A 19,972-nucleotide genomic window follows, 5' to 3' on the forward strand; every position below is an offset into this window, starting at 1 on the left:
AACGCTGGGGGTCGTACCGTGCCGGGGTTGGTCATCCGGCCGTGGATGGGCCGGGTGGCGCGGGACCACTGCCGTCGCTCGAGCGCTCGTGCCGCTGAGGGGGCCCCTCAGCTGCGGTCGTACATGGCGTACGCCCCGCGTGGAGGGCTGTCGGGTCGGAGCCGATCGGGCCACCGACCGGGCATCCTCATTCAATTACGCGCTACCGATACTCCAAAATACTCAGTAGCCGCAATACCACTGTACCCCGGATTCGCGCATGTGTGTTGGGCGAATTCATCGGAACAGTGTGAGGGCACGGGCTGACCAGGCCCTTCCGTACCCTGCCCGGGGGGCTATTCTGCGCTGCATGGAGACGCCTGACAACGCCAATGAAGCCCCCGTGCTCACCGGAATCGCCGCCCAGGACTGGGCCACCGCATCCGTGGAGCCGCAGTACCGGGCAGCGGTCGTGGACCTGCTCGGAGCACTCGCGTACGGGGAGCTGGCGGCCTTCGAGCGGCTCGCCGAGGACGCCAAACTCGCGCCGACGCTGGCCGACAAGGCGGAGCTGGCAAAGATGGCCTCCGCCGAATTCCATCACTTCGAGCGGCTGACGGACCGGCTGGCCGCGATCGATGTGGAACCGACGGGCGCGATGGAGCCGTTCGCCAAGGCGCTCGACGACTTCCACCGCCAGACCGCGCCGTCGGACTGGCTGGAGGGCCTGGTCAAGGCGTACGTCGGCGACTCGATCGCCAGTGACTTCTACCGCGAGGTCGCCGCCCGGCTCGACTCGGACACCCGCTCCCTCGTCCTCGCCGTGCTCGACGACACCGGACACGGCAACTTCGCCGTGGAGAAGGTGCGCGCAGCGATCGAGGCCGACCCGCGGGTCGGCGGCCGGCTCGCGCTGTGGGCGCGGCGGCTGATGGGCGAGGCGCTCTCGCAGGCCCAGCGGGTGGTGGCCGACCGCGACGCGCTGTCGACGATGCTCGTCGGGGGTGTGGCGGACGGATTCGACCTGGCGGAGGTCGGGCGGATGTTCTCGCGGATCACCGAGGCGCACACCAAGCGGATGGCCGCGCTGGGACTGGCGGCGTAGCCGGGTTCACCCGGGCCGTCCGGTTTCTCCGTCCTCACGGGCGGGCCCCGGACGGTCTCAGGCCGCCGCTGAGCGGCTCAGGTGGCGGCTGCGGGGGCGGACCAGCAACGAGAGCGTCACGGCGCCGACCAGCGCCGCGCCGATCAGCGTGGCCACGACGTGGCCCGGGCCCAGCACCGAGTGCATGAGAAAAGCACCGAACAGGGCTCCCAGAGCGCCGGTGGTGAGGACGGCACGGCGGGACGGAAGCCGGTCCGGCAGCGAGCGGAGCGCCACCCAGGCGAGGGCGAGTCCGAGCACGACGGAGCCGAGAGGTTCCAGGATCACAGATGATCACCTCGCGTGTTGCGGGGCGGGTAGACCGGTCGTTAGCGGTACTACCCGAGGGGTGCGGAACGCAACCCTCCTCGGACAGGGTTCGCACAGGAATCGCCCGGCCGACGCAAACCCGCCCGACGGAAACGGCCGACGGAACCCACCGGAACGGAAAGCGGCCCGGTGGGGGTTCCCACCGGGCCGCTCGCACGACCACTGCGTCGAGCGTGTCGCCTACAGCGCGCCGAAGCCCACGCGCCGCGTGCTGGGCTCGCCGATCTCCACGTACGCGATCCGGTCGGCCGGCACCAGGACCTTGCGGCCCTTCTCGTCCGTGAGGCTGAGCAGCTGCGCCTTACCGGTGAGCGCCTCGGCGACCGTGCTCTCGACCTCTTCGGCGGAAAGCCCGCTCTCCAGAACGATCTCCCGGGGCGTGTGCTGCACCCCGATCTTGACCTCCACGGCTATGTCCCTCCGACGGTCAGTCCCTGCGCGGTGAACCGCGCCGTACGCAGCACACATTAGCCCGCTGAGGGGAGCCGCCAGGGGCCGGTGGGCAACGCCCGCAGCGAACACGGGGCGCCGGGTGCGCCCGGCGCCCTCCGTCAGTGCTGATCGATGCCGTGCAGCGGGAAGCCCGCGATGCCCCGCCAGGCCAGTGAGGTGAGCAGCTGCACCGCGGTGTCGCGCGGGATCGCGGACCGGCTGGAGAGCCAGTAGCGGGCGACGACCTGGGAGACACCGCCCAGACCGACCGCGAGCAGCATGGACTCGTCCTTGGACAGTCCCGTGTCACCGGCGATGACGTCGGAGATCGCCTCCGCGCACTGCAGCGAGACCCGGTCGACGCGCTCGCGCACCGCGGGCTCGTTGGTCAGGTCCGACTCGAAGACCAGCCGGAAGGCGCCGCCCTCGTCCTCGACGTACGCGAAGTACGCGTCCATCGTCGCGGCGACGCGCAGCTTGTTGTCGGTCGTCGACGCCAGTGCCGTACGGACCGCCTGGAGCAGCGACTCGCAGTGCTGGTCGAGCAGGGCCAGATAGAGCTCCAGCTTGCCCGGGAAGTGCTGGTAGAGCACCGGCTTGCTGACCCCGGCGCGTTCCGCGATGTCGTCCATCGCGGCGGAGTGGTACCCCTGCGCCACGAATACTTCCTGCGCGGCGCCCAGCAGCTGGTTGCGTCGGGCGCGGCGAGGCAGTCGAGTGCCTCGCGGGCGCGCCGCCTCGGTCTGCTCGATGGCTGTCACGCCGCCTCCCAAATTTGTGATCGGACACAGCTTTTCCGTGCACGCTGCGCCACACAGCCATCGTACTTTCGGGTAACCCGGGTACGCGCAGCGCGGACGCAGAATTTCACGGACCGGACGGCTGCGGTAGCCGCAGATTCGTCGACCGGTGGGGCAAAGCGGGGCGTACTAGCGGTAATCGTCTTCATCCTGTGCGACAACACGAGCCTGCTCGGCCGCATCCGCCACATTGGCATGGTCGCGGTCGATGTGCGTGAGCGGATCGTCGCGCCGCTGCTGGAGATCGGTCCGCTGCTCGGCGGCGTCCGCCCGGGGCGTCTCCTCGTCCGGTTCGTCCGGCTGGATGTCCTCGAAGGTCTCCGGGTCACTGGGGTCGACCGACATGGTGACTCCCTTCCTTCCTTCGAGCCTAGGAGCTAGCCCCTCAAGGCGCTATGCGATCTGTGACCGTGAACACATGAACCACGGTGTGATCGTCTCGTAACATTGCCGCATGTCTTCGACCGAACTGCCGGGAGTCCGCGCCGCCGCCGCAGTGGCCCCGACGGTGAGCGCCGTCAGGGCTGCGGAGGGGGAGGAGCTGCGCTCCGTCGCGCTGCCCGGGCTGACGCTGGCCGTCCGGTCCCGGCCGCCGGAGCGTACCGGGCTGCCGCGCGCGCTCTACGTCCACGGGCTCGGTGGCTCCTCGCGGAACTGGTCGGCGCTGATGCCGCTGCTCCAGGACGTGGTGGACGGCGAGGCGGTCGACCTGCCCGGTTTTGGTGATTCGCCGCCGCCGGACGACGGCAACTACTCGGTCACCGGTCACGCCCGCGCCGTGATCCGGTTCCTCGACGCGGCGGAGCGCGGGCCCGTCCATCTGTTCGGCAATTCGCTGGGCGGTGCCGTGGCCACCCGGGTTGCCGCGGTCCGCCCCGACCTGGTGCGCACCCTCACTCTGATCTCACCCGCGCTCCCCGAGATCCGGGTGCAGCGGTCGGCCGCGCCGACCGCACTGCTCGCCGTTCCGGGCGTCGCGTCGCTGTTCGCCCGGATGACCAGGGACTGGACCGCGGAGGAGCGCACGCGCGGCGTCATGGCACTCTGTTACGGCGATCCGGCGCGCGTCTCGGAGTCCGGCTTCCGTGAAGCGGTGGCCGAAATGGAGCACCGGCTGGAACTGCCGTACTTCTGGGACGCGATGGCCCGCTCGGCGCGTGGCATCGTCGACGCGTACACGCTCGGCGGTCAGCACGGACTGTGGCGCCAGGCCGAGCGGGTGCTCGCACCGACCCAGCTCGTGTACGGCGGACGGGACCAGCTCGTCTCGTACCGGATGGCACGCAGGGCGTCCGCGGCGTTCCGTGACTCGCGGCTGCTGACACTGCCCGACGCGGGGCACGTGGCGATGATGGAGTACCCGGAGGCGGTCGCCCAGGCGTTCCGGGAACTGCTCGACGAACGCGGCAGGAGCTGATCCGGGGCGTGGGACGACATAGCCGAACAGGCCCCAAACCCGCGGGCCCCGATATCGAGGCGGCTCTCGCGAACGAGGGCGGCGGTCGCGAAAGCGTCCCCCCGGGGCCCGGCAGCGGGCGGCGCCGACGGGCGGCCGACACACCGGCCGGGGCCGACGGGCACACCCCGTTCCAGCAGACCGGCCACGTCCGCGGTGGTCACCCCGAGCAGCGTGAGCCCGGCGGCGGCTGGGGGACCGGGCCGCAGCAGACGGTGCCCCGGCGTCAACCACTGGTCGGCACCCGGCCGCTGATACCCGAGCCGCGGCGCGAGTTCGTCGAGGCGTTCGACGCGTCACCCGCTCCGCCCGCGCCTCGTGGGCCTGCTGTCCCGTCGGCCCGGCCGGCCGATCCGTACAGCTCGGTCGGCGAGTGGCCCGAGCAGCCGTCGCGCGGCGGCGCCGCCGCGCCGGCGCCCACCGGGAAAGGCCGGGACGGCAAGGGCACCCGGGGCCGTACGTTCACGGGCGTAGCGGCTGCCGCGGTGACCACCGTGCTCGCGGTGGTCGTGGCCGGGCAGGTCGCCCACGACAGCGGCGGGACCAGCGCCGCGCAGCCCACGGGCGTCGACCGGGACGGCACCGACGGCGCCTCCCGCTCGGACGGCCGGCCCGTCCCGAAGGCGGCGCAGGCCAAGCCCCTTTCGTACGCGGAGAAGATGGCCAAGGCCTATCCGCTCTCCCCGGAACTCCACGGGTCCGGAAAGTTCGAGGCGGTTCCGGGGGCGGCGAAGGCCCCGGGCAGGGGGCACAGGTACCGCTACCGGATCGATGTCGAGAAGGGCCTCGGCCTCGACGCCGCGCTCTTCGCCCGGGCCGTCCAGGAAACGCTCAACGACGACCGCAGCTGGGCGCACGCCGGCGCCATGACGTTCGAGCGGATCTCCTCCGGCGACCCCGATTTCGTGATCACCCTGGCCAGTCCCGGGACCACCGGCGACTGGTGCCGGAAGTCGGGTCTGGACACGACCGAGGACAACGTCTCGTGCGACTCCGCGGCGACCGAGCGCGTGATGATCAATGCCTACCGCTGGGCACAGGGGTCGTCGACGTTCGGCCCGGACGAACTCTTCGCCTACCGCCAGATGCTGATCAACCATGAGGTCGGTCACCGGCTGGGTCACGACCATGTGAGTTGCCGCACGCCGGGAGCGCTCGCTCCGGTGATGCAGCAGCAGACGAAATCCCTGGACATCGATGGGATCAAGTGCCGCCCCAACGCCTGGGTGCATCCCGGCAGTTGAATCGAAAAGGGAAGAGCCTGCGGGTGTGTCGGGCCGTCGCCTGAATCGGGGCGGGCTCCGCCGCCGGCTGCCGGACCCGGACGATCACGCCCGCAGGCCGTCCGCATGATGAGATCGCTGTCTCATTCTGCGTTGACATCCCCTGGGCGGTGATCCATATTTCTCGGCATGTCACGCAGCCCCGTCACCTTCGAGCGCGCCGCCATAGAGCTGGCGCTCATCGGTGTGACCGGGCACAGCGTCGCCGACATTCACTGTTGCTGACGCCTGCCCGAGCGCGCGTCGGCCCTCTGCCCGAGCCCTGAACCGGCCCGGACGGTTCCTCCTGACCGCCGTGCCCGGGCGCACTCCGTCCGCAGGCGCGGCGGTTTCGGTGTCAGTGTGTTCCGGTCTTTTTCTCCACGTAGTGACCGGCCGGGCTGTGTGCACTCGCTCTCGTTGCTGCCTGCACGGAAATTCTCTCCGTCCATTTCTTCAGGCAGTACTCCGAGAGGTCACCTTCCGATGCGTCAACCGTCCGTCATATCGCGCCGCGTGGCAGCGGCCACCGCAGTACTCGTCGTTGCTGCGGGTGCCGCGGCCTGCGGGCCCAAGGACAGCCAGGACAGCGACGGCAACTCCGGCGCGGCGGGCAAGCCAGGGAAGGGCGGCACACTCACCGTCCTCAACAGCAAACCGCAGGAGGACTTCGACCCCGCGCGGCTCTACACCTCCGGCGGCGGCAACGTCCCGTCCCTCGTCTTCCGTACGCTCACCACCCGCAACCGGGAGGACGGCGCGGCCGGTGCGAAGGTCGTCCCCGACCTGGCGACCGACCTGGGCACGCCCAGCAAGAACGCCACCGTGTGGACGTACACCCTCAAGGACGGCCTGAAGTACGAGGACGGCACCGCGATCACGAGTGCCGACATCAAGTACGGCATCGAGCGCTCCTTCGCCGCCGAACTCTCCGGCGGTGCGCCCTACCTGCGTGACTGGCTGATCGGCGGGGCCGACTACCAGGGCCCGTACAAGGACAAGAAGGGCCTCGACTCGATCGAGACGCCCGACGCGAAGACGATCGTCTTCCACCTCGACAAGCCGGAGGGCGAATTCCCCTTCCTGGCCACGCAGACGCAGACGACCCCGGTGCCGAAGGCCAAGGACACCGGCACCAAGTACGAGGAGCACCCGATCTCCTCGGGGCCGTACAAGGTCGTCAAGAACGAGGGCGACGGCGAGCGCCTCGTCCTGGAGCGCAACCCGCACTGGTCGGCCGCCACCGACGAGGAGCGCAAGGCCTACCCCGACCGGATCGACGTGCGCTCCGGGCTCGACTCCGCCGTCATCAACCAGCGCCTGTCCGCATCGCAGGGCACCGACGCGGCCGCCGTCACCACCGACACCAACCTGGGCCCGGCCGAACTCGCCAAGGTGACCGGCGACAAGAAGCTCGCCGCCCGCGTCGGCACCGGCCACTTCGGTTACACGAACTACATCGCCTTCAACCCGAAGGTGAAGCCGTTCGACAACCCGAAGGTGCGCCAGGCGATCTCGTACGCCGTCGACCGCTCCTCCGTGGTCAACGCGGCCGGCGGTTCCTCGCTCGCCGAGCCCGCCACCACCTTCCTGCCCGACCAGAAGGCCTTCGGGTACACCCCGTACGACCACTTCCCGGCCGGGAAGTCCGGCAACGCGGCCAAGGCGAAGGAACTGCTGAAGGAGGCCGGCTACCCCAAGGGGCTGACCGTCACCCTCACGCACTCCAACGACAAGGACTTCGCCACGAGCCCGGAGATCGCCACCGCGCTCCAGGAGGCGCTGAAGAAGGCCGGCATCACCGTCAAGCTCCAGGGCCTGGAGAGCAACGACTACTCCGACACGGTCTACAACGTGAAGAGCGAGCCCGGCTTCTTCCTCGGCGGCTGGGGCGCCGACTGGCCGTCCGGCGAGCCGTTCTTCGCACCGATCTTCGACGGACGCCAGATCGTCAAGTCCGGCTACAACTTCAACTCCGCCCAGCTGAACGACCCCGCGGTCAACAAGGAGATCGACGAGATCAACAAGCTGACCGACCTGGGCGCCGCCGCGAAGCGCTGGGGCGCACTCGACAAGAAGGTCGGTGAGCAGGCCCTGACCGTGCCGCTGTTCCACCCGGTCTACAAGCGCCTGTACGGCGAGTCCGTCAAGAACGTCGTGATCAGCGACTGGACCGGTGTGCTCGACATCTCCCAGGTCGCGGTCAAGTAACCATGGCCGAAGCTCTACTGGCCGAGGAGGCGGGGGCCGTCACGGTCCCCGCCTCCGGGGGCCATCCGTTCTGGCGGCGGCTGCGCGCCCGGCGCGCGGCGCTCGTGGCGGCCGTCGTCGTCGCCCTGCTGGTCCTGGTCGCGCTCGCGGCACCGCTGCTGGCGGGCATCGAGGGCCAGGACCCCACGACGTACCACCCGGATCTCGTCGACTCCGCCACCGGCGGGGTTCCGCTCGGCTCCCTCGGCGGGATCAGCGCCGAGCACTGGCTCGGCGTCGAACCGCTCACCGGCCGCGACCTGTTCGCGCGGGTGGTTTACGGGGCACGGGTCTCGCTCGGCGTCGCGCTCGCCGCCACCCTGCTCCAGGTGATCACCGGGGTCGGCATCGGCCTCGCGGCCGGGCTCGGCAACCGCTTCGTCGACCAGGCGCTCAGCCGGGTCACCGATGTCGTGGTCGCGCTGCCCGTCATGGTGATCGCGCTCGGCGCGCTCGCCGTCGTACCCACCAGCTTTCCGCGCCCCGTCCTGATCGCCGTGATCATCGGCCTGGTCGGCTGGTCCGGCATCTCGAAGATCGTGCGTGCCCGGACACTCGCGCTGAAATCGCTCGACCATGTCTCCGCGGCCCGGCTGAGCGGCTGGGGTTCCTGGCAGATCGCCAGGCGCGAACTGCTGCCCGCACTGGCCGCGCCCGTCATCACGTACGCCGTGCTGCTCTTCCCCGCCGACATCGTCGTCGAAGCGGCGCTGTCGTTCCTCGGCGTCGGCATCAAGCCGCCCACGCCGTCCTGGGGACAGATGCTCAGCGACGCCGACACCTGGTACCAGGCGGCGCCCACCTATCTGCTGATCCCCGCCCTGCTGCTCTTCGTCACCGTGCTGGCGCTGACGGTCCTCGGTGAGGGCGTACGCACCGCACTCGACCCGCGCGCCGCATCCCGGCTGCGGATCGGCACCGGCCGGAAGAAGGAGGCCGGCGCATGAGGTGGTTCCTGCTCAGGCGCCTCGGCGGGGCGCTCTTCGTGCTGCTCGCGCTCAGCATCGTCGTCTACGCGGCCTTCTACGTCGCCCCCGGCAACGTCGCGCAGATCGCCTGCGGTCCGCGCTGCTCCCCCGCGCAGGTGGCCCAGGTCAGCGAACAGCTGCACCTGGGCGACCCGTTGTACACGCAGTACGCGCACTTCCTCCAGGGGCTCTTCGTCGGCCGCGACTACTCGACCGGTACCGGGGTGCTGCACTGCCAGGCCCCCTGCCTGGGACTCTCGTACCAGAGCGACCAGCAGGTCACCGAGCTGATCCTGGCCAAACTCCCGGCCACCGCCTCGCTCGCCCTCGGCGCCTTCGTGCTGTGGATGCTGCTCGGCGTCGGCACCGGGCTGCTCTCGGTGTGGCGGCGCGGCCGGCTGACCGAGCGCGTGCTCACCGGGATCACGCTGGCCGGCATGGCCACTCCGGTCTTCGTCATCGGGCTGCTGCTGATCATCATCCTGGTCACGGCGCTCCAGATCCTGCCCTTCCCGGATTACGTGCCCCTCACCGAGGACCCGGAACAGTGGGCGTGGAACCTGCTGCTGCCCTGGATCTCGCTGGCGCTGGTGTCCGCGGCCCCGTACGCCCGGATGACCCGGGCCTCGATGCTGGAGACGCTGGCCGAGGACCATGTGCGCACCTTCAGGGCGTACGGGGTCAGTGAGCGGGCGCTCGTCGGACGGCACGCGCTGCGTGGTGCGCTGGCGCCGGTGATCGCGCTCGGCGCACTGGACATCGGCTCGATGTTCGGCGGAGCCGTGCTCACCGAATCGCTCTTCGGGATTCCGGGGGTCGGCCGCGAACTCGTCGACGCCGTGAAGCACGTGGACCTTCCGGTGGTCGTCGGTCTGGTGCTCGTCACCGGGTTCTTCGTCGTCCTTGCCAATGCCGTCGCGGATGTCCTCCAGGCGATGGCCGACCGACGGGTGGTGCTGGCATGAGCCTGGTCGAAGTCTCCGATCTTTCGATCTCGTTCGGCGACGTGCGGGCGGTGGAGAAGCTGTCGTTCTCGCTGGAGGCCGGTGGCGCGCTGGGCGTGGTCGGTGAGTCGGGCTCCGGCAAGAGCGCGTCGGCGTACGCCCTGCTCGGACTGCACCGGGGGACCGGGGCGCGGGTCGGCGGCTCGATCCGGGTCGCCGGGGTGGACGTGAACGCGGCGGACGACGCGGAACTGCGGGGGCTGCGAGGTGCGAAGGCCGCGATGGTGTTCCAGGACCCGCTGTCCTCGCTGGACCCGTACTACGCGGTGGGCGACCAGATCGCCCAGGTGTACCGGGTCCACAACCGGGCTTCCCGGCGGGTGGCGCGGGCCCGGGCCGTCGAGGTGCTGGACCGGGTCGGGATTCCCGACGCGGTACGGCGTTCCCGGTCCCGGCCGCACGAGTTCTCCGGCGGGATGCGGCAGCGGGCGCTGATCGCGATGGCCCTGGCCTGCGAGCCCCAGCTGCTGATCGCCGACGAGCCGACGACCGCCCTGGACGTCACCGTCCAGGCCCAGATCCTGGACCTGCTGCACCATCTGCGGCACGAGACGGGTATGGGGCTGCTGCTGGTCACGCACGACGTGGGTGTGGCGGCCGAATCGGTCGACGAGGTGCTGGTCATGCAGTCGGGGCGGGCGGTGGAACGGGGGCCGGTGGGCGAGGTGCTCGTGGCGCCGCGCGAGCCGTACACGCGGGCGCTGCTGGCGGCGGTGCCGCGCATTCCGGCCCGCACGGCGGCCTCGGACGGGAAGCCGGCAGCGGCAGGGGGCGGGGCGTCCGTCGAGGGCGCGGCTCACGACGGGAGCGAGCCGCTCGTCGAAGCCGCCGACGTCCGGCAGGTGTTCGGCCGGGGCACGTCCGCACTCGCCGCCGTCGACGGTGTCTCCCTCACCGTCCGCCGCGGCGAAACGCTCGGCATCGTCGGCGAGAGTGGCAGCGGCAAGACCACCCTCGGGCGGATGCTCGTCGGACTGCTGGAGCCCACCTCCGGGCGGCTCACCCGCCGGGCCCGGGTACAGATGGTCTTCCAGGACCCCGTCTCCTCCCTCAACCCGCGCCGCTCGATCGGCGAATCGGTGGCCGACCCGCTGCGGGCGTCCGGGGAGCGCGACGAGGCCGTGATCCGGGCGCGGGTACGGGATCTGCTGAAGCGGGTCGGGCTCGCCCCCGAGCAGTACGACCGCTACCCGCACGAGTTCAGCGGCGGACAGCGCCAGCGTGTCGGGATCGCCCGGGCGCTGGCCGCCGAGCCGGAACTGATCGTCTGCGACGAGGCCGTCTCGGCGCTCGACGTCACGACCCAGGCCCAGGTGACCGCCCTGCTGGCGCAGTTGCAGCGGGAGCTGGGGCTGGCCCTGGTCTTCATCGCGCACGATCTCGCCGTCGTACGGCAGGTCAGCGACCGGGTCGCCGTCATGCGACGGGGCCGGATCGTCGAGGAGGGCGATGTGGACCAGGTGTACGGAGACCCCCAGGACCCGTACACCAGGCAGCTCCTGGCGGCCGTACCCGCGCTCGATCCGGCGCTCGCGGCGGTGCGCCGCGCAGCCCGCAAGGAGTTGGCCGCTGCCTGACTCTGCGTGATAGGCCGCTCCCATAGCGCGACAGAACGCCATCGGGGCGGGAAAGTTACGACGGTTCACCCCTTTCGGTGGTGCGACGGACAACCGTCCGTCGCACCACCGGCGTATCCGCTTACGGTCGTCCCGCTGTGAGTCGCCATTCCAGCGGCGGCCGCCCACAAGGGAGATCGGGGGTGTACTCGTGCGGATCGGACTCCTCACCGACGGTGGTTATCCGTATGCGACCGGTGAGTCCAGGCTCTGGTGCGACCGTCTGGTGCGCGGACTCGCGCAGCACGAGTTCGATCTCTTCGCGCTCAGCCGCTCCGCCGAGCAGGAGGAGCAGGGCTGGGTCCCGCTCCCGACGCAGGTCAGCCGAGTGCGGACGGCGCCGCTGTGGACGGCCGACGAGGACATCCCGGGCACCCGCGCCCCCAAGGGCCTGCTCGCCCGGATGATGACGGGCGGCGGCGGACGCTCGTACGGGCGGCGCGAACGACGGCGCTTCACGGCGCACCTCACCGCTCTCGCGACCTCGGTCTGTGCGGCGGGTGCGGCGGGGGCGACGGGTGAGATGCGCGCGGCGGGGGCGGTGCCTGCGACGGACGAGGGCGAAGGCGCGAGCGGGTGTGCGGTTCCCTGTGAACGGAGTGAAGAAGGGCGTGCGGGGCTCACGGCTGTCGGTGCGGCGGACGCGCAGTTCACGGAGGGGCTGTACGGGCTCGCCGAACTGGCCCGCGAACACGGGGGACTTCCCGCGGCGCTCCGCTCCGAAACCGCCGTACGCGTACTCGAAGCCGCCTGCCGCGCCCCGGGCACCGGGCGCACCGTCCAGACGGCCACCGTCCCCGACCTCCTCGCCTTCGCCCGGGAGCTCGGCCGGGCGCTGCGCCCGCTCTCCCTCGACTGGTACGACGAGGAGAGCCTCGGCGCGGTCGACCTCTGCCACGCCACGTCCGGCGGCGCCGCCGCTCTGCCGGGTCTGCTGGCCAAACGCTTCTTCGGGGTCCCGCTGCTGGTCACCGAGCACGGCGTGCGACTGCGGGCGCACTACCTCGCCGCCACCGACACGCCTCTGAGCGCGCCGGTACGCGCCCTGCTCGCCGGCTTCCACGGACGGCTCGCCACCGAGGTGTACCGGCAGGCCGCAGTCCTCACGCCCGGTGACACGCACGCCCGCCGCTGGCAGGAACGGTGCGGTGCCGAGCGCGAGAAGCTGCGCACCATCTACCCCGGCATGGAATCGGACCGGTTCACGGCGCTGGGGGAGAGCGGCGACAGCGGTCCCGACGACAGCCTGGTCTGGGTCGGCCGGATCGGGCCCGCCAAGGACCTGATCGCGCTGCTGCACGCCTTCGCGGAGGTACGGAAGGCCGAACCGGACGCCCGGCTGCGGATCATCGGCGCGGCGGCGCAGGGTCCGGAGGGGGCCACGTATCTCGCGCACTGCCGGGCGCTCGCCGCCCAGTTGTTCCCCGACGAGGCCACGGACGCGCACGCCGTCGGCGACAACCCGGTCTCCTTCGAGGAGATCGGCGGGGCCGAGGTGCCGGGTCTGCCGGAGGCCTATGGGGCGGGCGGGGTCGTCGTCCTGTCCAGCGTGGTCGAGGGCTTCCCCATCGGTCTCGTCGAGGCGATGTTCTGCGGACGGGCGACGGTGTCGACGGACGTCGGCGCGGTGGTCGAAGTCATCGGCGGCACCGGGCTCGTGGTGCCCCCGCGCAACCCGAAGGCGCTCGCCGACGCCTGCCTCGCGCTACTGCGCGACCCCGAGCGCCGTGCGCGGCTCGGCGCGGCGGCGCGCGCCCGCGCGCTGGAACTCTTCAGCGTCGAACAGAACCTCGCGGCATATCGCGGCATCTACCTGGAGCTGATCTCGCACGCCCCGGTGCGCAGGGAGGCCGACGCGGTGGATGCCGACGGCGAACCGCGCCCCTTCGCCACCCCGCCGGAGGCGCATGTCCTGGGCCCGTGGACGGCCTCGGGCGTCGGCGCGGCACGGCCGGTCGACGGCACACCCGGCTGGGCCGCCGAGCCCCCGGCCGTCTGCTCGGGCTCGCGGGGAGCGGGTGGCGGCGATGCGTGAACAGGGAACGGACCGGCCGGGCCGCAGTGGCGGGGCGGAACGGTCCGACGCAGTCGGAGACGATCACGGAGGAGAGACGATGGGCCGCCCGACCGAGGTGTCCGACGCACCCGCTCCACCGTCCACCGGCGGGAGCCGGGACTTTTGCTCCCGGGCCCTGGTCTCCGGGAGTTTCCTCTCCGGGACCGCTGTAGAGGAAGTCGCCGCTGGGGACACCGCCGCGGAGGACACCGCCGCAGAGGTAACCGCCGTAAAGGTATCCGCAGTAGAGGAAGTCGCTACGGAACAGGCCGAGCCGGCCACCACGGAACGGGCCGGAACGGGCCAAGCCCCCGAGGAGCGAGCCGTCAAGGAGCAAGCTCCCAAGGAGCGGGCCGCCAAGGACCGAGCCCCCGAGGAGCAGGCCGCCAAGGACCGAGCCCCCGAGGAGCAGGCCGCCACAGGGAGCGCCGCCGAAGCGCGGGCCGCCGCGCCCCGGGCCCCCGAGATCGCGCGCGCCGCTCCGACGCGCAAGCTCAACGCCTCGCGCCGCGGCCCCGCCGACCCCGTGAGATCACTGATGCACCGCCACCGCGAGCTGTGCGAGCGCGCCGTCGATCCGCTGGAGATCGCCGCCGGGCTCGAAGCCCATGGCGTCACCGACCGCGCCGCCGCCCGCTACCGGCACCGCGATGTCTTCTCGCTCGCCGAGGAACTCTTCGCCCGGGTACCCGCCGTGGCGGGGGAGCCCGATACAGGTCTCCGCGCGCCGGAGCGTGACACCGGGACACGCGCCGCCTGGTCGCTCCGCGCACTGGTGCCGGGCGCCGCCTGCATCGCGACCGCAGGCGCTCTGAGGCTCACCGAGGGGACACTCGGCGGTCAGGGACGGCTCGCGATCGCTCTCACCGGAGCGCTTGTCGCGCTCGTCGGCCTCTCCCTCAGCCTGCGCAGCGGCCCCCTGCACGCCGTGGGCGGCTCCTCGTGGACCGCCCATGTGTACGGCTGCTGGCTCCTCGGTCATGTCCTGTACGGCGACGCGCTGCTCGACCAAGTGCTCAGCGGCGGCCCCGAAGGCTCCTGGACGGTCACCCCCGCACCGCTGCTGGGGCTGGCGCTCTCCGTCGCCCCGGCCGCCTGGTGCGCGCACCTCTTCTCCGTACGCGCACACCGCAAACTGATCGCAAGCCGCGCACTGGAGGAGTTCGCCGCGGGTGTGCGCCCCCTGCTGTTCGGAGCCGTCGCGCTCCACCTGGGCGCCCTCGCCGGACTGCTCCACCTCGCGCACCTGGGATACGGGGGCGGCGGCCCCTTCGTGGGGGCGGCCGCGCTCGGTGTGCTGCTCCTGCTGGCCCGGCTGCTGGCCGTGCACGGCTTCCCCGAACCCGCGACCGTCGGACTTGCCGCCGCCTGCGCCGTCGAAGCGCTGGCACCCGCCCTGGTCCTGACCGGGCGGCTGCCCGGCCTGCACTTCCTCGCCCGCCCCGTCGACGCCCTGGTCATGGCGGCAGGCACCGGAGCCGTACCCGCCCTCGCCTGTGGCGCGGCCGCGCTCGGGCTGCTGATCACCGCCGCCGTCGTCCTGTCCAGGGCATCCGCCCACACCCGAGCGCAGTCCGACGACGAAACCCGTAGCAACGGGTAACCGAAGCCGCACCACCGCTCCCCGTAAGCCCCCCGCATAAGAACCCCCGTATAAGAACCCCCGCATAAGAACCACCCACATGCCCCGCGGAGCCGACGCCGCGGGTCCCTTCCCCCGTACCGCACCACACGTCACTTCCTCAAGGAGACACCGGACATGACCCCCCAATTCCCCGCACCGGCAGCCCGCCGTCGGCACCGAGGGGGCGCGCGATGAGGGTGCTGCTGCTCGGAGCCAATGGATTCCTCGGCCGGTTCGTGGCCGACCGCCTGCTCGCCGACCCCGCCGTGCATCTCACGGCGCTCGGCCGCGGCGACGACGCCGACGTGCGGTTCGACCTCGCCGGCGGCAGCCCCGGCGCGCTGACCCGCTTCCTGGACGCCGTCCACCCCGGCGTCATCGTCAACTGCGCGGGCGCCACCCGCGGCGGGGCCCGCGATCTGACCCGCCACAACACCGTCGCCGTCGCCACCGTCTGCGAGGCGATGCGACGCAGCGGCTGTACGGCCCGGCTCGTCCAGGTCGGCTGTTCGTCGGAGTACGGGCCCTCGCAGCCCGGCTCATCGACCGCGGAGGACGCGATTCCGCGCCCCGGCGGCCCGTACGGCGTCAGCAAGCTCGCCGCCACCGAACTCGTCCTCGGTTCCGGCCTCGACGCGGTCGTGCTGCGGGTCTTCTCCCCGGTCGGCCCCGGCACCCCGGCCGGTTCCCCGCTCGGCAGGCTCGCCGAGGCGATGCGCCGGGCCATGCAGTCCGGTGACGGCGAACTGAAGCTCAGCGGCCTCGGCGTGCAGCGCGACTTCGTCGACGTACGCGATGTCGCGCGAGCCGTGCACGCCGCCTCGCTGTCCGCGGCGCAGGGCGTCGTCAACATCGGCACCGGCCGCGCCGTGCGGCTCCGGGACGCGGCCGCCGTCCTCGCCAGGGTCGCCGGATACGCGGGCGCACTCCACGAGCTCGACGCGCCCCCGCCCCGGCTGCCCATCGGTGCCCCGCGGTCCTCGCCCGAGTCGGTCATCGAGCACCTCTCGGCGACGCCGTCCCCCTACCCGGACGGCTGCGGCGCCTGGCAGCAGGCCGACGTCCGCACCGCCAGGGACCGGCTCGGCTGGCGCCCCCGGATCAATCTGGAGGAGTCCCTGGCCGACATCTGGATGGAGGCGGCGTGCCGTATCTGACCTCCACCGGCACCGCCCGCCGGACCGGCGGCGCCGAACAGCTCGGCTTCGGTGTCCCCGGTTACGCCCATCCGCTGCTCGCCCCCACCGAATGGGCCGAGCTCACCCGCCCCGGCACCCCGCTGCACTGGGCGGTCCTCAACATCGACGACGGCCCGGGTGCCCGCCCCGACCCGCACTGTCTGGAGGCCGCGGGCCGGCTCCGCAATGCCCGGGAACGGGCCGTGCACGGCGAGACCCCGCAGGACTCCGCCCGGGCCGCAGGCGGCCGGCTGCTCGGCCATCTCGATCTGGCCTTCGGCAGCCGCCTCTTCGGAGAGCTGATCGCCGACGCGCAGTCCTTCCTCGACTGGTACCGCGTCGACGGCTTCTATCTCGGCCGGTGCCCGGCCGGCCGTGCCGAACTCCCGGCCGTCCGCCGTCTCACCAGCACACTCGCCGCGCTCCTCGAACACGACGAAGGCGGGGAGGGGCACGGGCCGCTGGTGCTGGGGCTGGGCACCCATCCGCATCCGGGTTACGCCGAGGCCGCCGACCAGCTGGTCACCTTCTCCGGCCCCTGGACCGACTACCGCTGGGCACAGGTGGCGGAGTGGACCGCCGCCTATCCGCCGGAGCGGTTCGCGCACTTCGTCCACGGCGTTCCGCGCACCCATCTCGAAGAGGCCATGCGCATCGCCCGCTGGCAGGGCGCGGGCACGATCTTCTTCACGGACCGGGACGGACAGCGCGGACAGCACGGGCGGGACGGACGGCACGGACAAACCGACCCATTCGCAGCGCTGCCCGGGTACTGGGACGAAATCGTCTCGCGGATCGGACCGGGTATCTCGGAATGAGAAGGGGCGTGGCAGTGTTACGGCAAGAACAACCGTACGTAGCCGAAGTACGTAGAAACCGACCACCTGCATTGTTGAGGTTCCTGTGTCGCTGCCACCCCTGGTCGAGCCAGCTGCTGAGCTCACCGTCGACGAGGTCCGCAGGTACTCCCGCCACCTGATCATCCCGGATGTGGGGATGGACGGGCAGAAGCGGCTGAAGAACGCGAAGGTGCTCTGTGTCGGCGCCGGCGGTCTCGGTTCGCCGGCCCTGATGTACCTGGCCGCCGCCGGTGTCGGCACACTCGGCATCGTGGAGTTCGACGAGGTCGACGAGTCGAACCTGCAGCGCCAGATCATCCACAGCCAGGCCGACATCGGCCGTTCCAAGGCCGAGTCCGCCAAGGACTCGGTGCTGGGCATCAACCCGTACGTGAACGTGGTCCTTCACGAGGAGCGGCTCGAAGCCGACAACGTGATGGACATCTTCGCCCAGTACGACCTGATCGTGGACGGCACGGACAACTTCGCCACCCGCTATCTGGTCAACGACGCGGCCGTACTGCTGAACAAGCCGTACATCTGGGGCTCGATCTACCGGTTCGACGGCCAGGCGTCCGTCTTCTGGTCCGAGCACGGTCCCTGCTACCGCTGCCTCTACCCGGAGCCGCCCCCGCCGGGCATGGTTCCCTCGTGCGCCGAGGGCGGCGTGCTCGGGGTGCTCTGCGCCTCCGTCGGCTCCATCCAGGTCACCGAGGCCATCAAGCTGCTCGCCGGTATCGGCGACCCGCTGGTCGGCCGGCTGATGATCTACGACGCCCTCGAGATGCAGTACCGCCAGGTCAAGGTCCGCAAGGACCCCGACTGCGCGGTCTGCGGCAAGAACCCGACCGTCACCGAGCTCATCGACTACGAGGCCTTCTGCGGCGTCGTGTCCGAGGAGGCCCAGGAGGCGGCGCTCGGCTCCACGATCACTCCGAAGCAGCTCAAGGAGTGGATCGACGCGGACGAGAAGATCGAGATCATCGACGTCCGTGAGCCGAACGAGTTCGAGATCGTCTCGATCCCCGGCGCCCGGCTGATCCCGAAGAACGAGTTCCTGATGGGCAACGCCCTCCAGGACCTCCCGCAGGACAAGCGCATCGTCCTGCACTGCAAGACCGGTGTCCGCAGCGCCGAGGTTCTCGCGGTCCTCAAGTCGGCGGGCTTCGCCGACGCGGTGCACGTGGGCGGCGGCGTGATCGGCTGGGTCAACCAGATCGAGCCCGAGAAGCCGGTGTACTGAGCCTGTGTGTACCGAGCTGTTGTACTGAGTACGAACGCTTCCAAGGGGCCGGTCCGCGTGCTGCGGACCGGCCCCTTCGGCGTCCCCCGGGGTCTCAGGCCCCCGGGATCCGCCCGGATCCGCGTCGTGAGCAGGTCTTGCCGTCCGCCGGGACCTTGCCGTCGAGGAAGTACGCGTCCACGGTCGACGTCACGCACGCGCTCTCACCGTACGAGCCGTGCCCCTCGCCCTTGTTGGTGAGCATGACGCCGACGCCCTTGCCCAGTTCGTCCGCCATCTTCCGCGCACCCTCGTAGGGCGTCGCAGGGTCGCCGGTCGTGCCGACGACCAGGATCGGACCGGCGCCCGGAGCGCTCGCCTCCGGGTTGTCGTGCTCACCCTTCACCGGCCACTGCGCACACCAGCCGGCCGTGTCCCACGCCAGGAACGGTCCGAACACCGGGGACAGCTGCCGGAATTCGGGCAGCATGGCCCGGACCTCGGCCGCCGTCGGCCGGAGCTTGCTGTCCGCGCAGGAGATGGCGCGCTGCGAGTGGCTCTGGGTGTCGTAGTGGCCCTTCTCGTTCCGGCCGTTGTACGCGTCGGCCATCTGCAGCAGCATCGTGCCGGTGCCCCTCTTCTCGGCCTCGTCCAGCGCCTGGGTCAGATACGGCCAGTTGCTCTTGGAGTAGAGCGGCATGACGATGCCGGTGATGGCCAGAGACTGGTTGAGCTCACGGCCCGAGGCGGTCGGCAGCGGCTTCTTGTCGATCCGTTCCAGCAGTCGGGCGATGCGTTCCGTGCCCGCCTCAGGGTCCTGGCCGTGGTCCTTGAGGTAGTTCTCCAGCGCACGCTGGAATCCCGTCGCCTGGTTGCGGGCGTGCCCGATCGCGTCCGCGGTCGGGTCGACGACGGCGTCCAGGACGGTGCGGCCCACCTTCTCCGGGAAGAGGTGCGCGTAGGTGCCGCCCAGCTCCGTGCCGTACGACATGCCGAAATAGGTGAGTTTCTTGTCGCCGAGCACCTCGCGGATCAGGTCCATGTCCCGGGCGGCGTTCGTCGTACCGACGTACGGCAGGACCTTGCCGGAGCGGCGCTCGCAGCCGGCACCGAAGTCCGCGCCGTCCTTCATGAACGCGGCCTCCTCCGCCGTCGAGTCCGGAGTCATGTCGACCCTCCGGTAGGCGCCCTCCGCCTCCTTGTCGGTACGGCAGTTCACCCCCGCGCTGGCCGCGACCCCGCGTGGGTCGAAGCTCGCCAGGTCGTAGCGGGCGTTGAGCTTCTCGTACGAACCGGCGGCGCGCGGCAGTTTCGAGACCCCCGAACCGCCGGGGCCGCCGAAGTTGAACAGCATCGAGCCGAGCCGCCGGCCCTTGTCCCGGGCCTTCTTGCGGATCAGCGCGATCCGGATCGTGTCGCCGTCCGGCTTCGCGTAGTCCAGCGGCACCTCCGCGGTCGCGCACCGCCAGCCGGCACCGGGAGCGCTGCCGCCCGCGGGGGCCTTGCAGCTGTTCCAGTCCGGCCGCTGGGAGGTGAGCGCGGCGGGCAGGGCGGGTGTGCCGGGCTGCCCGCCCGCCGTGGCGGACGACTTGCCGGGCGAGGACGCCGCACCGCGGTCCGTCCTGTCGGCCGGTTTGTCGTCCGTACCACTGTCACAGCCGACGAGCAGTCCCGTCAGCAGTACTGCGGTGCCGGCCAGAGCCCCGGCGCGTGCGTGTCCTGCCACGTGTACGTCCTCCCCATGTACCTGTACGTACTACGTACAGAAAGTGCGCCCATGCCAGGGCCTGTCCGGCGGATCACAGCCGGGGT

The 19,972-nt window shown here is 71.3% G+C and carries 18 protein-coding genes; 13 read left to right on the forward strand and 5 right to left on the reverse strand.

Annotated elements, in window-relative coordinates:
- Positions 1-349: 349 nt before the first annotated feature.
- Positions 350-1,084, forward strand: coding sequence for a ferritin-like fold-containing protein (locus tag ACFVV1_RS01965; protein ID WP_389982994.1), 735 nt, complete (start codon positions 350-352; stop codon positions 1,082-1,084).
- Positions 1,085-1,141: 57 nt separating this feature from the next.
- Here ACFVV1_RS01965 and ACFVV1_RS01970 read toward each other — a convergent pair whose 3' ends face one another.
- From ACFVV1_RS01970 to ACFVV1_RS01985, 4 genes are all read right to left on the reverse strand, one after another.
- Positions 1,142-1,411: a hypothetical protein gene (locus tag ACFVV1_RS01970; protein ID WP_389982997.1), complete on the reverse strand. Its 270-nt coding sequence runs from the start codon at positions 1,409-1,411 to the stop codon at positions 1,142-1,144.
- Between the two features lie 222 nt (positions 1,412-1,633).
- Complete coding sequence (locus ACFVV1_RS01975) at positions 1,634-1,861, reverse strand: DUF3107 domain-containing protein (protein WP_218105578.1); 228 nt, start codon at positions 1,859-1,861, stop codon at positions 1,634-1,636.
- Positions 1,862-2,004: 143 nt separating this feature from the next.
- On the reverse strand, positions 2,005-2,646 hold the full coding sequence (locus tag ACFVV1_RS01980) for a TetR/AcrR family transcriptional regulator (RefSeq protein WP_018105511.1): 642 nt from the start codon (positions 2,644-2,646) through the stop codon (positions 2,005-2,007).
- A 168-nt stretch (positions 2,647-2,814) separates the two neighbouring features.
- Positions 2,815-3,030: a hypothetical protein gene (locus tag ACFVV1_RS01985; protein ID WP_389983000.1), complete on the reverse strand. Its 216-nt coding sequence runs from the start codon at positions 3,028-3,030 to the stop codon at positions 2,815-2,817.
- Between the two features lie 109 nt (positions 3,031-3,139).
- On the opposite strand from ACFVV1_RS01985, the gene ACFVV1_RS01990 reads away from it, so the two are divergent.
- From ACFVV1_RS01990 to moeZ, 12 genes are all read left to right on the forward strand, one after another.
- Complete coding sequence (locus tag ACFVV1_RS01990; RefSeq protein ID WP_389983003.1) at positions 3,140-4,102, forward strand: alpha/beta hydrolase; 963 nt, start codon at positions 3,140-3,142, stop codon at positions 4,100-4,102.
- 8 nt (positions 4,103-4,110) lie between these two features.
- The gene (locus ACFVV1_RS01995; RefSeq protein ID WP_389983006.1) at positions 4,111-5,385 is read left to right on the forward strand and encodes a DUF3152 domain-containing protein; all 1,275 of its coding nucleotides are present in this window, start codon (positions 4,111-4,113) and stop codon (positions 5,383-5,385) included.
- 168 nt (positions 5,386-5,553) lie between these two features.
- Positions 5,554-5,649 (forward strand): Ms4533A family Cys-rich leader peptide, encoded by a 96-nt coding sequence (locus ACFVV1_RS02000; protein ID WP_323135872.1) that lies wholly within the window; start codon positions 5,554-5,556, stop codon positions 5,647-5,649.
- A 240-nt stretch (positions 5,650-5,889) separates the two neighbouring features.
- Complete coding sequence (locus ACFVV1_RS02005) at positions 5,890-7,614, forward strand: ABC transporter substrate-binding protein (RefSeq protein ID WP_389983009.1); 1,725 nt, start codon at positions 5,890-5,892, stop codon at positions 7,612-7,614.
- Between the two features lie 2 nt (positions 7,615-7,616).
- Positions 7,617-8,600 (forward strand): ABC transporter permease, encoded by a 984-nt coding sequence (locus ACFVV1_RS02010; protein ID WP_389983012.1) that lies wholly within the window; start codon positions 7,617-7,619, stop codon positions 8,598-8,600.
- Entirely contained in the window at positions 8,597-9,586 is a 990-nt protein-coding gene (locus ACFVV1_RS02015; RefSeq protein ID WP_389983015.1) for an ABC transporter permease, read from the forward strand. The genes ACFVV1_RS02010 and ACFVV1_RS02015 overlap by 4 nt, the downstream gene beginning before the upstream one ends.
- Positions 9,583-11,202, forward strand: a complete 1,620-nt coding sequence (locus ACFVV1_RS02020) for a dipeptide ABC transporter ATP-binding protein (RefSeq protein WP_389983017.1) — start codon at positions 9,583-9,585, stop codon at positions 11,200-11,202. The genes ACFVV1_RS02015 and ACFVV1_RS02020 overlap by 4 nt, the downstream gene beginning before the upstream one ends.
- 190 nt (positions 11,203-11,392) lie before the next feature.
- Positions 11,393-13,276 carry a DUF3492 domain-containing protein gene (locus ACFVV1_RS02025; RefSeq protein WP_389983020.1) on the forward strand — a complete coding sequence of 628 codons (1,884 nt, stop codon included), beginning with the start codon at positions 11,393-11,395 and terminating at the stop codon, positions 13,274-13,276.
- Between the two features lie 559 nt (positions 13,277-13,835).
- Positions 13,836-14,900 carry a hypothetical protein gene (locus ACFVV1_RS02030; RefSeq protein WP_389983900.1) on the forward strand — a complete coding sequence of 355 codons (1,065 nt, stop codon included), beginning with the start codon at positions 13,836-13,838 and terminating at the stop codon, positions 14,898-14,900.
- Positions 14,901-15,112: 212 nt separating this feature from the next.
- Positions 15,113-16,078 (forward strand): NAD-dependent epimerase/dehydratase family protein, encoded by a 966-nt coding sequence (locus ACFVV1_RS02035; protein WP_389983023.1) that lies wholly within the window; start codon positions 15,113-15,115, stop codon positions 16,076-16,078.
- A complete protein-coding gene (locus ACFVV1_RS02040) occupies positions 16,066-16,917 on the forward strand; it encodes a phage tail protein (RefSeq protein ID WP_389983026.1) in 852 nt (283 codons plus the stop codon). Before ACFVV1_RS02035 ends, ACFVV1_RS02040 begins: the two co-directional genes overlap by 13 nt.
- An 85-nt stretch (positions 16,918-17,002) precedes the next feature.
- Positions 17,003-18,181: an adenylyltransferase/sulfurtransferase MoeZ gene (moeZ, locus tag ACFVV1_RS02045; RefSeq protein WP_389983029.1), complete on the forward strand. Its 1,179-nt coding sequence runs from the start codon at positions 17,003-17,005 to the stop codon at positions 18,179-18,181.
- 94 nt (positions 18,182-18,275) lie between these two features.
- On the opposite strand, the gene ACFVV1_RS02050 is transcribed toward moeZ, so the two are convergent.
- The gene (locus tag ACFVV1_RS02050) at positions 18,276-19,886 is read right to left on the reverse strand and encodes an alpha/beta hydrolase (protein WP_389983032.1); all 1,611 of its coding nucleotides are present in this window, start codon (positions 19,884-19,886) and stop codon (positions 18,276-18,278) included.
- Between the last annotated feature and the right edge of the window lie 86 nt (positions 19,887-19,972).

It is taken from the genome of Streptomyces sp. NPDC058092, from assembly GCF_042884935.1.
In the GTDB taxonomy this organism is placed as follows: Bacteria; Actinomycetota; Actinomycetes; order Streptomycetales; family Streptomycetaceae; genus Streptomyces.